This window comes from Virgifigura deserti, from assembly GCA_003576685.1.
Taxonomy (GTDB): Bacteria; Pseudomonadota; Alphaproteobacteria; order Dongiales; family Dongiaceae; genus Virgifigura; species Virgifigura deserti.
This window is the reverse complement of the sequence record QOZR01000003.1, coordinates 126,583-140,775: the sequence shown is the minus strand read 5'-3', so window position 1 is coordinate 140,775 and position 14,193 is coordinate 126,583. Positions and strand designations below refer to the sequence as shown.

Below are 14,193 nucleotides of genomic sequence, written 5' to 3'. Positions count from 1 at the left end.
GACTATGAGCATGAGCCCATTTCCAAAGCGGGCCGGCGCCGTCACGATACTCGCCGCGGCACTGCTGTCCATGTGTTGGCCGGCAGTCGCGCAAGAGGAGGTTGCCGAGGCCAAGGTCCGGGTCGAGCTCAACAAGCTCGAGGAAATGGGCGGCGCTTGTTGCGCCTACCTGCTGTTCGAGAACGCTACCGAGAGCGCCTTCGACGCCCTCAAGCTCGACCTCGTGATGTTCGACCCGGACGGGGTGATCGCCAAGCGACTGGCCGTGGAAGGCGCGCCGCTGCCGGCGGGCAAGACGAGCGTGAAGCTGTTCGATATCCAGGGCCTCGCCTGCGCCGAGATCGGGCAGATTTTGCTTAACGATTTGATTGCCTGCCAGGATAGCCAAGGCGCGCGCACCGATTGCGCCGGATTGCTTGCGCCGAGTTCGCGCGCCGCCGTGCCGTTCATCAAATAATTAAGCATAAACAACTATGTATCGGCCAGTCTGTTCCGCCGATAATCGTTGCGAGCGACTCGCAATATCAATAACCTGCGGAGCACGGTGGCCCGCGCCACTCCGCGTCAGCCGATAAGACAGGTCCCATGGACGAACAAACGCCTCCTTCAGATGTCATGGCCCCCATAGATCCCGCTATGGCTTCGCCGTCGCCCGACGGTGCCTTCGGGCAGGTTCTGGAGCTCATCCAGACCGGCGGACCGGTGGTGGTCATCCTGCTCGGCTTCTCCGTCGTGGCGCTGACCGTTATCCTTCTGAAGCTCTACCAGTTCCGGACTGTGCGGATCGGCGAGCGCCGGTTCATCGGTGCCGCGCTCGCGCAGTATCGCGCTGGCCGAAGCGGCGAGGCGCTGGCGACCCTTAATGGCTCCCGCAACCCGATTGCACGCGCCCTGGAGGTCGCGATCCGCGGCGTTCGACAGGAGCGGGTGGGGAGCGATGTCGTGCGCGAGGAGGTCTGGCGCGTTGGCAGCGACTCCCTGGAAGCCCTGCGCTCGCATCTCCGCATCCTCGAGGTCGTCGCCACCTTGAGCCCGCTGCTCGGGCTGTTTGGCACCGTGCTCGGTATGATCGACGCTTTTCAGCAGCTGGAGGGGGCCGGCAGCCAAGTCAATCCGGCCATTCTCTCGGGCGGCATCTGGGTGGCGCTGCTCACCACCGCGGCCGGTCTCGCCGTGGCCATTCCCGTCGTTGCGGTGCTGAACGGTCTCGAACGCACTGTCGACCGCCTCGGTCACGACATGGAGAGCGCCGTCACGCAGGTCTTCACCCGCGAGCTTGCCGAACCGGAAGACAGTCATGAACCGACCCCGCTCCGCCGCGCACAAGTTCAGCCTGCGGAATGATCCGGCGCGTGGCGGCAAACGGCTGATCAGCCTGACGCCGCTCATCGACGTCGTCTTCATTCTGCTGATCTTTTTCATGCTGGCGTCGAGCTTCCTCGACTGGCGCGCGATCATGCTGGACGCGCCAGCGGCGCAGGCGGCCGGTACGTCGATGGACGGGGCGGTGCTGATCCGGGTGATGGCGGACGGCAGCCTCGATCTTGGCGGCAGCCCGGTGACGCTCGACGCTCTCGACGAGCGGCTTCGGCCTCACCTCGACCGCAAGCCGGATCAGCGCGTGCTGATCCAGCCGGCCGCGGGCGTCCCGTTGCAGCGGGTTGTCACGGTGCTCGATGCCGCTACGGCTGCCGGCGTCTCGAACCTGTCGCTGACGCGGAACTGAAGGAAGAGCCATGAGGCGATATCGATCCGCAACGCGCCGGGACGGGGAGGAGGGTGTGATTCCTCTGATCAACATCGTCTTCCTTCTGCTGATCTTTTTCATGCTGGCCGGAACACTGTCCGCCACGGACCTTTTCGAAGTGGCGCCGCCCGAAAGCGCCAGCGAGGAGGCCGTCGGTGAACCGGAGATGGTCGTGCTGATGGCGGCCGACGGCCGGCTGGCGCTCGACGGGCAGGATGTCGACGAGGCCGGTCTACGTCAGCAGGTTGCCGCCAAGCTGGCGGCCGATCCAGATATGCGTGTCCGGCTGAAGGCAGACGGCGCGACCGAGGCGGAGCAGGTCATCACCGTCATGGAGATGCTCCGCGCGGCCGGCGTGACCGAGCTGACCCTGCTCGCGGCGGCGAGGGGCTGATGGAGCTTCGTCTCCACCATTGGTTGGCCGCCCTGACCGTTGCCGCCGCAATACATGCCGGTGCGGTGCTGCTGTTCCATGAACCGCAGGCGGGGGCGGTGAGCGCCGGCTTCGGAGGCGTGGAGGTGTCGCTCGGCCCTGCGGGCGGCGCTCCTGGCGCCGAGGCGGTGACCGAGGTGTCGGATGCCGAGATTGTCGAGGCGACCGAGGCTCCGGTTGTGACCCCGGAGGTCGAGACCGTCGACGCGCCGCCGGTCGAAACGGCCCAGCCGGTGGAGTTTCCGCCAGTTGAGACCGCCGAAATCCTGCCCCAAGAAACGGCGGTCGCGGAACCAGAGCCCGTGGAGCCGGTCCAAGAGGTCGAGGTCGCCGAGGTGGAGCCGGTCATTGAGGAGACAACGGTACAGGAGGTTGTCGAGGCCCCACCACCGCCGCCCGTGAAGCCGAAACCGCCGGTAACGGCGCAGCCGCGCATCGAGCCGGCGCCCGTGCCACCGGCCGCAGAGTCTCCGCCGACCCAGACCGCGGCATTGCCTGAGCCGACCCCGCCGCCCGGGGCCGGCGGCAAGTCCGGCATTCAGGCGGAGCCAGGCGCCGGCAGCGGTGACGGGACGGCCGGCGGAGGCTTGGCAGGTGCAACGACCGATTATACGGCGGTACTCCAGGCTTGGCTGGAGAGGCACAAGGAGTATCCGCGCCGGGCGCAGCTACGGCGTCAGGAGGGAACCGTCCTGCTTCGCTTCGTCATGGATCGGCAGGGGCACGTGCTGTCCTACCGCGTCGAGCGCAGCTCCGGCCATCGGGCGCTGGACAGGGAAGTCGAGGAGATGATCGAGCGCGCCCAGCCGCTGCCGGCCATGCCGGAGGAAATGCAGCAGGCGCAATTGGAACTGGTCGTGCCGATCCAGTTCTTCTTGAGATAGCGGGCGGGATCGCTCCCGCCCGCTATGAGAACTTAAGCCGCCTCGCGAACGAGGTCGTCGGCGATCTTCGCGACCGCCTTCTCGGTAAGCTCGACGATCTTGTCGACCTCCGCCTTGGTGACCACCAGGGGCGGGGCAAAGCCCAGGATGTCGCCGTTCGGCATGGCCCGGGCGATCATGCCATGCTCGAGGCAGGCGGCGGAGATCCGCGGACCGACCTTCAGGTTCGGATCGAATCGCTGCTTCTTCGCCTTGTCGGCCACGAACTCGAGGGCGCAGAGCAGGCCGACACCGCGGACCTCGCCGACGATCGGGTGGCTGTCGAAGGCTTCGTGCATCCGTGCCTGGAGATAGGCGCCGACCTCGGCCGAATTTTCGGTCAGGTTCTCGCCGTCGACGATGTCCAGGTTCGCGTTCGCCGCGGCGGCGCAGACCGGATGCGCGGAGTAGGTCCAGCCATGGCCGATGGGGCCGAGCTGGTCGGAGCCCTGCTCCAGCACGTTCCAGACCTTCTCGCCGACGATGACGCCCGACAGCGGGAGATAACCGCTGGAGACACCCTTGGCGATCGTGATCAGGTCCGGCTTGATGTCGTATTTCTGGCAGCCGAAATAGGCGCCCGTGCGACCGAAGGCGGTGACGACCTCGTCGGCGATCAGCAGCACGTCATGCCGGCGCAGGACGGCCTGGATCTCGTCCCAATAGCCCTCCGGCGGCGGGACGATCCCGCCCGTGCCCAGCACCGGCTCGCCGATGAAGGCGGCGACGGTTTCCGGCCCTTCGGCCAGGATCATCTTCTCGAGCTCCGCGGCGCAGCGCTTCGAGAAATCGCGTTCGGACTCGCCGGCCTCCGCGCCCCAGTAGTGGTGCGGGGCCATGGTATGCAGGATGGGTGCGCGCGGCAGGTCGAAGGCCTTGTGGAACAGCTCCAGCCCCGTCAGGCTTCCGGTCATCACGCCGGAGCCGTGATAGCCGCGCCAGCGCGAGATGATCTTCTTCTTCTCGGGCCGGTTCAGGATGTTGTTGTAATACCAGACCAGCTTGATCTGCGTCTCGTTGGCGTCGGAGCCCGACATGCCGTAATAGACGCGGCACATCCCTTCCGGCGCCTTCTTCACGATCCGCTCGGACAGCTTGATGACCGGCTCGTTCGCATGCCCGACATAGGAGTGGTAATAGGCGAGCTGCTTGGCCTGCTCGTGGATCGCATCGGCGATTTCGGTGCGGCCATAGCCGACATTCACGCAATAAAGGCCGGCGAACGCGTCGAGGGTTTCGCGCCCCTCGCTGTCGACGATCGTGATTCCCTTGCCGCCGGTGATGATGCGGTTCGGCGTCTCACCGGCCGCATGCTGGCGCATATGGGTCGAAGGATGGAAGAAATGGGCGCGGTCGATCGCCCGAAGCTCGGCGGTGTAGTTGCTTTTCATCTTATCCTCTATCCATTGAATTCGTCGCCGGTCCGGCTCAGGCGGCGAGACATACGTACTTGATCTCGGTGTACTCCTCCAGCCCGTGGCGTGAGCCTTCGCGGCCGAGGCCGGATTGCTTCACGCCGCCGAACGGGACGGGGGCGCCGGTCATCTTCACGCGATTGACCGCGACCATGCCATAGTCGAGCCCGGCGATCAGGCGCTGAATGCGGCTATGATCGTTGGTGTACAGGTAGGCGGCCAGCCCATACTCCGTGTCGTTCGCCATGGCCACGATATCATCGCTATCGTCGAACGGGGTCACCGCCGCCACGGGACCGAAGGTCTCCTCGCGATAGATCGCCATCTCGGGCGTCACATCGGCGAGCAGGGTCGGCTTGTAGAAGAGGCCGCCGCGCTCGTGCCGCTCGCCGCCAGTGAGGAGGCGCGCGCCTTTGGCGAGCGCGTCGGTGACATGCTCCTCGCATTTGGCGAGCGCCCGCTCATGCATCAGAGGCCCGAGCGCGACATCCGGTTCGAACCCGTCGCCGATCTTCTGTGCCGCGACGGCCTTGGAGAAGGCCTTGAGAAAGGACTCATAGACGGCGCGGTGAACATAGATCCGGTTGGCCGCGAGGCAATCCTGTCCCGTGGTCGCGAACTTCGCGGCGAGCGCGCCCGCGACAGCCTGATCCAGGTCGATGTCCGGGAACAGGATGAAGGGGGCATGGCCACCCAACTCCATGGACATCTTCTTCACCGTCGCCCCGCCTTGCGCCAGGAGCTTTCTGCCGATGGCGGTCGAGCCGGTGAAGCTCAGCGCCCGCACGGTCGGGTTGGCGCAGATCTCGCCGACGATCGGCTCGGGGCTTCCGGTCACGACGGAGAAGACGCCGGCGGGAATGCCGGCGCGCTCGGCCAATTCGGCCAGCGCGAGGGCGGAGAAGGGGGTCTCCGCCGCCGGCCGGACCACCATCGGGCATCCGGCCGCCAGGGCCGCCGCCGCCTTGCGCGTGATCATGGCCGAGGGGAAGTTCCACGGTGTTACCGCTGCCGTCACGCCGATCGGCTCTCGCCGCAGGATCATGGAGCAGTCGGGGAGGTGGGGCGTGATGCCCTCGACATTGACGCGCTTGGCCTCCTCGGCGAACCATTCGACGAAGCCTGCGGCGTAATCGATTTCGCCGCGCGACTCGGAGAGCGGCTTGCCTTGCTCGGCTGTCATGATGATCGCGAGATCCTCGCGATTATCGATCATCAGCTCGTACCAGCGCCGCAGCCGCGCCGACCGCTCCTGCGGCAACAGCGCCCGCCAGGATGGGAAGGCCGCGGCAGCGGCAGCGATCGCCGCCCGAGTCTCTGCGACTCCCATGTCGGGGACCCAGCCGATCGACGCGCCCGTGCTCGGGTTAGTCACCTCGCACACGGCACCGCCGTCCGCCGGACGCCATTTTCCATCAATATAGGCCTGCTCGCGGAAGAGCCGCGCGTCGCGCAGCAACCCGGTGACGCTTTCCAAGCCATCCGTCTTGCGAGCCAGCATTGCGTTCTCCCTGTCTGTCAAGCAACCAGGAAAGGTTAGCAGGACGGCCGTAGAGAAGGTTTTTGAACGCAAGCCCGCGCATAGAGACTTTCTCCGTCGTCCGGCCCGCCAGGAGAGAGATTCTCCGGAAGAGGGGCGCTGCGCGGCGGTTTACGGTCGCGCCAGCAGCCGGTCGAGCGGCAGCTCGGGCGATTCCTTCACCGGCTTCGTGACGATATAGGTGAAGTACCGATCGATCCCGATATCCGCGATCAGCATGCGGTCGACCAGCCGCTGGTAATTATCCACGTCCCGGGCGACCACCTTGAGCATGTAGTCGATACCCCCGCCGGTCGCGTAGCAGGCGACGATCTCGGGAATGTCGCAAACCGCCTCCTCGAAGCGCACGAAGTCCGAATGCTGATGGCGCTTCAGCACCACCTCCATCAGGACCATCGCGGCGGGCGCGAACCGTTCCAGGTTGATGCGCGCATGATAGCCCGCGATGATCCCGGCCTGCTCCAGCCGCCTCAGCCGCTCCCAGCACGGGGTGGGGGAGAGATTGACGCGTTCGGCGAGCTTGAGCTTGGTGATACGCCCTTCGCGCTGGATCTCGGCGAGGATGCGCAGATCGATAGCGTCAAGCTTGATGGGCGACATCGAGACTCCGAAGCGAGGTGCGGCGACAGACCATGCCGCACCGCTTTTCCGATTGTCAATTGCACTGATTCCGATCATCTAATTAATCATGACATCTTGGTACCCGGATCCCTCCGCCCTACGACGACCGGCCTATCTCTCGCTCGCCGACCAGATTGCGCGGGCGATCGCCGACGGGCGCCTCGGAGGCGGTGCGCGCCTGCCGACGCATCGGCGGCTTGCCGAGGATCTCGACCTGTCCGTGCAGACCGTGAGCCGCGCCTATGAGGAGTTGATCCGGCGCGGTCTCGTCGCGGGCGAAATCGGGCGCGGCACCTTCGTCCGGGCGCCGCGGCGCGAGCCCGACCCGCCCTACATTCCCGAGCGGCTCGGCGAGGTCATCGACCTGTCGATCCTGAAGCCGGTCTGCGCGCCCCTGCATCTCGACCGCATGAGGCAGGCGCTCGTCCATCTCGCCGAGACCCTGCCGCCGAACACCGTCCTGTCGTTTCGGCCGAATGCCGTGCTCGCCCGTCATCGCGTCGTCGGCCTCGAATGGCTCAAGGCCTGCGGTATCGAGACCGCGGCCGGCAATGTCAGCCTGACCAACGGCGCGACTGCCGCGATGACCACCGCGCTGATGACGGTCACCCCGCCCGGATCGACGCTGGTCACCGAGGAGATCGGTCATCACACGCTGGTGCCGCTTGCCGCCTATCTCGGGCTGAAGCTCAAGGGGCTGCCGATCGACGAGGAAGGCATCCTGCCGGACGCGCTCGATCGCGCCTGCCGGCAGGGCGACGTCAAAGCCTTGTTCATCCAGCCGACCGTGGTCAATCCGACGGCGACCTTGACCGGATCCGCGCGGCGCGCCGACATCGTGGAGATCGCAAGACGGCGCGACATCGCCATTATCGAGAACGACGTCCTGGGTCCGCTCGTAAAGGATCGTCCGCAGCCTATCGCCGCGCTGGCGCCCGAGCGGACGCTCTATGTCACGAGCTTCACGAAAATCGTCCTTCCCGGTCTGCGGATCGGCTATTTGGTGGTGCCCGACCGGCTCGTGTCCGCCGTGGCCAACCGTCATCTGGTGACGAACTGGATGGCAACCCCCCTCATCGCGGAACTCGCCACGCGTTGGGTGGAGAACGGCACGGCCATGGAGCTCGTGCGCTGGCAGCGCGCCGCCCTGCATCGTCGCCACCGCATCGCCGCCGAGATGCTGCGTGGCATCGAACATCTGACACATCCGGAAAGTCTTCATATCTGGCTGCCGCTCGGCGAGGGGCGGTCGGAGCAGGCCTTCGTTTCCCACGTGCGCCTTCAGGGCGTCGCGATCGCGCCCGGGGCGTCCTTCGCCACCTCGCCGAGCGTCCGCCACTCCGCCGTCCGCATCTCCGTGGGCTCGACCACGGCGGACGACCTTTGTACCGGGCTCGGCATCGTCACCAATCTCCTGCGCAGCGATCCGGAGCCTGTTCTGCTGGCGATCTGATGCGGCAAAATGTCATGATTTAATTTTCCAATTGACATGATTTTGTTGCTCTTTCATCGTCTGTGGCATTCGGAAGTCGCAAGGGAGGAGCGACGTGCCTGCTCCGATCATTGAAGTCGACCGCGTATCGAAAAGCTTCGGCCCCCTTCGGGTTCTGGAAGAGCTGTCGTTCACGGTCGCGCCGGGCGAAAAGCTTGCCTTGATCGGGCCCTCGGGATCCGGCAAGACCACCATCCTGCGCATCCTGATGACGCTGGAGACGATCAACAGCGGGCACATCAAGGTCGACGGCGAATATCTTTTCCATATGCCGAAGAACGGCGGCCTCGCGCCGGCCGATGAACGCCATCTGCACCGGATGCGGGCGAAGATCGGCATGGTGTTTCAGCTGTTCAATTTGTTTCCGCACAAAAGCGTTCTCGACAACGTCACCTTGGCACCGATCCTGACCAAGGGGGTCGCCAAGGCCGATGCCGAACGGCAGGCTATGGAACTGCTCGACATGGTCGGCCTGGCGGACAAGGCGAAGGCGATGCCGGCCCAGCTCTCCGGCGGGCAGAAGCAGCGCGTCGCGATCGCGCGCGCTCTCGCGCTTCAGCCGAAGATCATGTTGTTCGACGAGGTGACTTCCGCGCTCGATCCGGAACTCGTCGAGGAGGTGCTCAACGTCATGCGGCGCCTGGCCGAGGAGACCGACATGACGATGCTCCTCGTCACGCACGAGATGGGCTTTGCCCACGACTTCGCGGACCGCGTTCTGTTCTTTGACCGCGGTTCCATCGTCGAGGAAGGGCCGCCCGACGAGATTTTCACGAATCCCAAGGAGGAGCGCACGCAGGCGTTCCTGAAGAAGATCATCGCGGCCGGCCAGCGTGTCTGACTGGGTTGGGCCATGCAGGCGTGAGCCCGCGCATATCGAGATCCTGGACAAGAATAGGAGGAACAGGGAGATGACATTCGATCGGCGGACAGATTTCGTGACATTCCGGACTGCTCTGGCAGCCGTCGTTGCGACGGGAGGTATTCTTCTGGGCGCGAGCGCGCCGGCCATGGCCCAGGAGGCGCTGGAGGAGCTCAGGGAGCAGGGTTTCGCTCGTATCGCGATCGCCAACGAGCCGCCCTATACGGCGGTGAACCCGGACGGCACGGTGGCCGGCGCGGGACCGGATCTGGCGCGTGCCGTATTCAAGAAACTCGGCGTCGAGGACGTCGTCGCCTCGGTTTCGGAATATGGCGCGATGATCCCGGGTCTGCAGGCGGGCCGGTTCGATGCGGTCACCGCGGGTCTGTTCATGAAGCCGCAACGCTGTGAGGCGGTCGCCTATTCGCAGCCCGATCTCTGCGACGCCGAAGCACTGGCAGTGCCGAAGGGCAATCCGCTGAATTTTCAAAGCTATGAGGACATCGCCGCGCATCCGACCGCGAAAGTCGGCGCCCCGGGCGGCGGCACGGAAGAGCGTCTTGCGCTCGAGGCCGGCGTTCCGCGCGACCGTGTGATCGTGGTGCCGGACGGGCAGAGCGGAATCAAAATGCTGCAGGACGGCCGTATCGACGCCTATTCGCTGCCCGTGCTGTCGATCGGCGACCTACTCAAGAAGGCGAACGACCCGAATCTCGAGATGGTCGCGCCCGTGAAAGGCGCGCCGATCTATTGCGCCGGCGCGGCCTTCAGCAAGGATAACACGGAACTCCGCGATGCCTATGACAAGGTCCTGGCCGAGATGAAGGAATCGGGCGAGTTCGCGGAGATCATCGAGCCTTATGGCTTCTCCGCGGAGGCGGCCAAGCAGGTGACGCGCGAAGAGCTCTGCACCGCTTCGAATTGATCCCGACGGCGGTGCGCGGGGAGGACCTCGCGCACCGCCGACTTGTGAAACCAAGAGCCGAGGCTGAACGAGACGTCGATGGAACGCTGGTCGGGCTATTTCCAGCTTATTCTCGATGGTGCGTTGGTGACGATCGAGCTCACCCTGCTCGGCTCGCTGCTCGCCCTCGTCATGGCCTTTGTCGCCGGCCTCGGCCGCCTGTCGCGGAACGCCGCCGTCCGGGCATTGGCGACGGCCTATATCGAGTTCTTCCGTGGCACCTCGATCTTCGTCCAGCTGTTCTGGGCTTATTTCGTCCTGCCGCTGTTCGGCGTTTCGCTGACGCCGCTCCAGGCCGGCGTGCTGGCGCTCGGCCTCAATGTCGGCGCCTATGGCGCCGAGGTGGTCCGCGGCGCCGTGCAGTCCATCGGCAAGGAGCAGCAGGAGGCCTGCGTCGCGCTCAACCTCACGCGCTGGCAGTGCCTGCGCCACGTCATCGTCCCGCAGGCCTTCGTGATCATGCTGCCGACCTTCGGCAACAACGCCATCGAGCTCCTGAAAGGAACGGCGGTGGTATCCCTGATCTCGCTTGCCGACCTGACGTTCCAGGCGCAGGTCGTGCGTGCGCAGACCGGCAACACGATGGTGCCCTTCATCACCATCCTGCTTCTTTATTTCGCCATCGCTTCCGTCATTTCCTTGAGCGTGCGTGGGCTCGAGCGGCGCCTCACGCGCGGCCTCGACGGCGTACGTTCCTGAGGTCCGGCCATGGAATGGAGTTGGAGCTTCGTCTGGGAGATTCTTCCAACCCTTCTCGAAGGGGTGAAGGTCACCATCATTGCCACTCTGCTGGGATCGGCCCTGGCCCTCGTCGTCGGCCTCTTCGTCGCCCTCGCGCGCCGGTCGGATAATCCGTTCCTCTCCAGGGGAACGGGATTCTTGGCGGAGTTCATCCGCGGCACGCCGCTGCTCGTGCAGCTTTATTTCCTGTTCTACATCCTGCCGGATCTCGGCCTCACCCTGTCGCCGCTCGTCGCGGGCACGATCGGGCTCGGCCTGCATTACGGCACCTATACGGCCGAGGTCTATCGCGCCGGCATCGAGAACGTATCCCGCGGCCAGTGGGAGGCCGCCAAAGCCTGCAATCTGACGACGCCGCAGGCCTGGCGGCACATCATCCTGCCCCAGGCCATTCCGCCGATGATCCCAGCGCTCGCGAACTATTTCATCGCCATGTTCAAGGAGACGCCGCTCCTTTCGGCGATCACCGTGCTCGAGCTGATGAACCAGGCGCGCAGCGTGGCGAACTTCAACTATCGCTATCTCGAGCCGATGACGCTCGTCGGCGTCTTTTTCCTCGTCATCAGCATTATCTCGGTCATCGGGCTTCGTGCGCTCGAGCGCCGCTTTGGGCGGCTAGGCTGATGACTTGGTCGACAGGGGTGCATGTCATGGATCGGTCCGCCATTCAGCGCGCGACGACCGTTCTGGCCTTCGACGATCGGCCAGTCGCGAAGCGAGTCGGCCTCGTCGTTCTCGCCACCGATCACACGACCGAGCCGGATTTCCGCCGGATGGTCGCGAGCGACGGGATCGCCGTCTATACCGCGCGCATCGCGTTCGCTAACCCGACGACCCCGGATAATCTGAGGCGCATGCAGCCCCGCCTGGAGGAGGGTGCGGGCCTGATCCTTCCCGACGAACTGGTTGATGCCGTCTGCTATTCCTGCACCTCGGCCTCCGTCGTCATCGGTGACGACGCGGTCGAGACCGCGATCCGTTCGGCGAAGCCGGGCGTTCCCGTGGTCACACCGCCGCTCGCGGCAGTGCGTGCGCTGACGGTGCTCGGGGCGCGCCGGATCAGCATCCTCACGCCCTATACCGCCGAGACCAGCAGGTCGATGGCCGACTACTTCGCCGATCGCGGCTTCGGGGTGGCCAGCTTCACCTGTTTCGGGCTCGATGACGACCGCATCATGGCGCGCATCAACCCGGAATCGCTGGTCACCGCCGCGATCGAGGCGACCGCGCCCGACGCGGAAGCCCTGTTCATCTCCTGCACGGCCTTGCGGTCGGCTGGTATCGTGCCGGCGATCGAGCGCGCCATCGGGCGTCCGGTGGTCACGAGCAATCTTGCCACCGCCTGGGCCTGCCTGCGCCTTTGTGGGGTCGACGAGGCGCGGCCGGCGCTCGGGCGGCTCATGGCGCTACCCGCTCCGGCGGAGGTTTGAGCCGATGGCGACGCAATCCGTCACGTTGAAAGATATCGAGGCCGCCCGTGCTCGCATCGCGGGAAAGATCGTGCGCACGCCCATCGTCGCTTCGCCGAGTCTCACGACGCTGGTGGGCGCGCCCGTCCATCTGAAGCTCGAGCAGCAGCAGACCACCGGAAGCTTTAAGCTGCGCGGCGCCACCAATGCGATCTTGAGTCTGACGGACGCGCGAAAGGCACGCGGCATCGTCGGTGTCTCGACGGGCAATCACGGTCGTGGCCTTGCCTATGCGGCACGCGAGGCCGGCGCGCATGCGATCATCTGCATGTCTCGGCTTGTGCCGCAGAACAAGATCGATGGGATCCGGGCGCAGGGTGCCGAGATCCGCATTGTCGGCGAAAGCCAGGACGAGGCGCAGATCGAGGTCGATCGTCTTGTCGCAGAAGAGGGCATGACCATGCTGCCGCCCTTCGACCATGCCGATGTGATCGCCGGGCAGGGAACGCTGGGCTTAGAGCTCATGGAGGATCTGCCAGAGGCGCGGACCGTGCTGGTGCCGCTGTCCGGCGGCGGCCTGATATCAGGTGTGGCGAGGGCGGTGAAGAGCGTCAGCCCCGCGACTCGCGTCATCGGCGTCTCGATGGAGCGCGGCGCGGCGATGCATGAAAGTCAGAAGGCGGGAAAGCCGGTTCAGGTGCAGGAATTGCCGACGCTTGCGGATTCGCTGGCCGGCGGGATCGGTCTTGACAATCAATATACCTTCGCCATGGTGCGCGAGTTGGTGGATGATATCGTTCTCGTCGACGAGCGGCAGATCGCCGACGCCATCCGCCATGCTTATTGGGAAGAACAGCAGATCATCGAGGGAAGCGGCGCCGTCGGCATCGCCGCCCTCAAGGCGGGTCTCGTCCGCGATCCGGGGGTCACGGCAGTCCTCGTCACCGGACGGAACATCGACATGACCCTGCACAGCAAGATCATTACCGGCCAGCAGACCGAAGGGCCAAACTGAGCCGCGAGTTCATAAGGGCGAATCCATGTCCGCGATCAAGATCCTGACAGAGACCGAGTTGAGGCAGTGCGTGGCGCTCAACGCCGACGCGGTCGCCTGCGTCGAGCATGGCTTCCGCGCACTTGCGACCGAGGCGGTCGTGATGCCGCCGATCCTGCGTCTCGACATGCAGGATCGCAACGGCGAGGTCGATGTGAAGACGGCCTATGTGCCCGGCGTCGAGAGTTTCGCGATCAAGATCAGCCCGGGCTTCTTCGATAACCCGAAGCTCGGCCTGCCCAGCCTCAACGGCCTGATGGTGCTGTTCAGCGCGAAAACGGGCGTGGTCGAGGCGGTGCTGCTGGACAACGGATACCTGACCGACGTGCGCACGGCCGCCGCCGGGGCGGTGGCCGCGAAATGGCTCGCCCGGCCGGACGCACGCAAGGCCGGGATCGTCGGGGCCGGGGGGCAGGCGCGGCTCCAGCTCGAGGCGCTGAAGCTCGTGCGCGACATCGACGAGGCGTTCATCTGGGCGCGCAACGGCGAGAAGGCGCGCCTCTATGCCGACGAGGTCGGACGCGCGCTCGGCATTGCCGTGACGCCCTGCGGAAGCGTCCAGGAGGTGGTCGAGCGCAGTGACATCGTCGTGACCACCACGCCCAGCACCGAGCCGCTGATCCGGGCCGAGTGGCTTCGTCCCGGCCAGCATGTGACGGCGATGGGCTCGGACGCGGAACATAAGAACGAGATCGCGCCGGAGGCGATCGCCCGGGCCGACCTCTATGTCTGCGATCGGCAGAGCCAATGCGCGGTCCTCGGCGAGCTGCATCACGCGCTCGCCGCCGGCCTCGTTTCCGCCGAGACGGCTTGGCCCGAGCTCGGCCAGATCATTGCGAGTCGGCATCCCGGCCGAACTTCGGCCGATCAGATCACGATCTGCGATCTGACCGGCACCGGCGTCCAGGACACCGCTATCGCCAGTTTCGCCCGTCAGCGTGCCGACGCGCACGGCGCGGGCGTTGCCTTCGATGCTTAACTTCTGGAGCCTT

Annotated in this window: 16 protein-coding genes; 13 read left to right on the top strand and 3 right to left on the bottom strand. The window is 65.5% G+C overall.

Annotated features, from left to right (window positions below):
- Positions 1-10: 10 nt before the first annotated feature.
- From DT069_RS06270 to DT069_RS06250, 5 genes are all read left to right on the top strand, one after another.
- The gene (locus DT069_RS06270) at positions 11-457 is read left to right on the top strand and encodes a Tat pathway signal sequence domain protein (RefSeq protein WP_425450047.1); all 447 of its coding nucleotides are present in this window, start codon (positions 11-13) and stop codon (positions 455-457) included.
- Between the two features lie 179 nt (positions 458-636).
- Positions 637-1,344, top strand: a complete 708-nt coding sequence (locus tag DT069_RS06265) for a MotA/TolQ/ExbB proton channel family protein (RefSeq protein WP_425450046.1) — start codon at positions 637-639, stop codon at positions 1,342-1,344.
- On the top strand, positions 1,298-1,726 hold the full coding sequence (locus DT069_RS06260; RefSeq protein ID WP_119459440.1) for an ExbD/TolR family protein: 429 nt from the start codon (positions 1,298-1,300) through the stop codon (positions 1,724-1,726). Before DT069_RS06265 ends, DT069_RS06260 begins: the two co-directional genes overlap by 47 nt.
- A gap of 55 nt (positions 1,727-1,781) precedes the next feature.
- On the top strand, positions 1,782-2,141 hold the full coding sequence (locus DT069_RS06255) for an ExbD/TolR family protein (RefSeq protein WP_162913012.1): 360 nt from the start codon (positions 1,782-1,784) through the stop codon (positions 2,139-2,141).
- Positions 2,141-3,064 (top strand): energy transducer TonB family protein, encoded by a 924-nt coding sequence (locus tag DT069_RS06250; RefSeq protein ID WP_119459438.1) that lies wholly within the window; start codon positions 2,141-2,143, stop codon positions 3,062-3,064. Before DT069_RS06255 ends, DT069_RS06250 begins: the two co-directional genes overlap by 1 nt.
- Positions 3,065-3,096: 32 nt before the next feature.
- Here the strand turns inward: DT069_RS06250 and DT069_RS06245 are convergent, their stop codons facing one another.
- From DT069_RS06245 to DT069_RS06235, 3 genes are all read right to left on the bottom strand, one after another.
- Entirely contained in the window at positions 3,097-4,494 is a 1,398-nt protein-coding gene (locus DT069_RS06245) for an aspartate aminotransferase family protein (RefSeq protein ID WP_119459437.1), read from the bottom strand.
- A gap of 37 nt (positions 4,495-4,531) precedes the next feature.
- Positions 4,532-6,019: an NAD-dependent succinate-semialdehyde dehydrogenase gene (locus tag DT069_RS06240; RefSeq protein WP_119459436.1), complete on the bottom strand. Its 1,488-nt coding sequence runs from the start codon at positions 6,017-6,019 to the stop codon at positions 4,532-4,534.
- Positions 6,020-6,169: 150 nt separating this feature from the next.
- Positions 6,170-6,658, bottom strand: coding sequence for an Lrp/AsnC family transcriptional regulator (locus DT069_RS06235; protein WP_162913011.1), 489 nt, complete (start codon positions 6,656-6,658; stop codon positions 6,170-6,172).
- An 88-nt stretch (positions 6,659-6,746) separates the two neighbouring features.
- Between DT069_RS06235 and ehuR the strand changes: the two genes are divergently transcribed.
- The 8 genes from ehuR (at position 6,747) to DT069_RS06195 (ending at position 14,180) form a co-directional block, all read left to right on the top strand.
- Positions 6,747-8,132, top strand: coding sequence for a MocR-like ectoine utilization transcription factor EhuR (gene ehuR / locus DT069_RS06230; RefSeq protein ID WP_119459434.1), 1,386 nt, complete (start codon positions 6,747-6,749; stop codon positions 8,130-8,132).
- A 94-nt stretch (positions 8,133-8,226) separates the two neighbouring features.
- Positions 8,227-9,012 carry an ectoine/hydroxyectoine ABC transporter ATP-binding protein EhuA gene (gene ehuA, locus DT069_RS06225; protein ID WP_119459433.1) on the top strand — a complete coding sequence of 262 codons (786 nt, stop codon included), beginning with the start codon at positions 8,227-8,229 and terminating at the stop codon, positions 9,010-9,012.
- 70 nt (positions 9,013-9,082) lie between these two features.
- Complete coding sequence (ehuB, locus tag DT069_RS06220; RefSeq protein WP_119459432.1) at positions 9,083-9,958, top strand: ectoine/hydroxyectoine ABC transporter substrate-binding protein EhuB; 876 nt, start codon at positions 9,083-9,085, stop codon at positions 9,956-9,958.
- Positions 9,959-10,036: 78 nt separating this feature from the next.
- Positions 10,037-10,696, top strand: a complete 660-nt coding sequence (gene ehuC / locus DT069_RS06215; RefSeq protein ID WP_119459431.1) for an ectoine/hydroxyectoine ABC transporter permease subunit EhuC — start codon at positions 10,037-10,039, stop codon at positions 10,694-10,696.
- Positions 10,697-10,705: 9 nt separating this feature from the next.
- Positions 10,706-11,362, top strand: coding sequence for an ectoine/hydroxyectoine ABC transporter permease subunit EhuD (ehuD, locus tag DT069_RS06210; protein ID WP_119459430.1), 657 nt, complete (start codon positions 10,706-10,708; stop codon positions 11,360-11,362).
- Positions 11,362-12,168, top strand: a complete 807-nt coding sequence (gene eutA / locus DT069_RS06205) for an ectoine utilization protein EutA (RefSeq protein ID WP_425450045.1) — start codon at positions 11,362-11,364, stop codon at positions 12,166-12,168. The genes ehuD and eutA overlap by 1 nt, the downstream gene beginning before the upstream one ends.
- A 4-nt stretch (positions 12,169-12,172) precedes the next feature.
- Positions 12,173-13,162, top strand: coding sequence for a hydroxyectoine utilization dehydratase EutB (eutB, locus tag DT069_RS06200; RefSeq protein ID WP_119459428.1), 990 nt, complete (start codon positions 12,173-12,175; stop codon positions 13,160-13,162).
- Positions 13,163-13,187: 25 nt separating this feature from the next.
- Complete coding sequence (locus DT069_RS06195; protein ID WP_119459427.1) at positions 13,188-14,180, top strand: cyclodeaminase; 993 nt, start codon at positions 13,188-13,190, stop codon at positions 14,178-14,180.
- Positions 14,181-14,193: the final 13 nt, after the last annotated feature.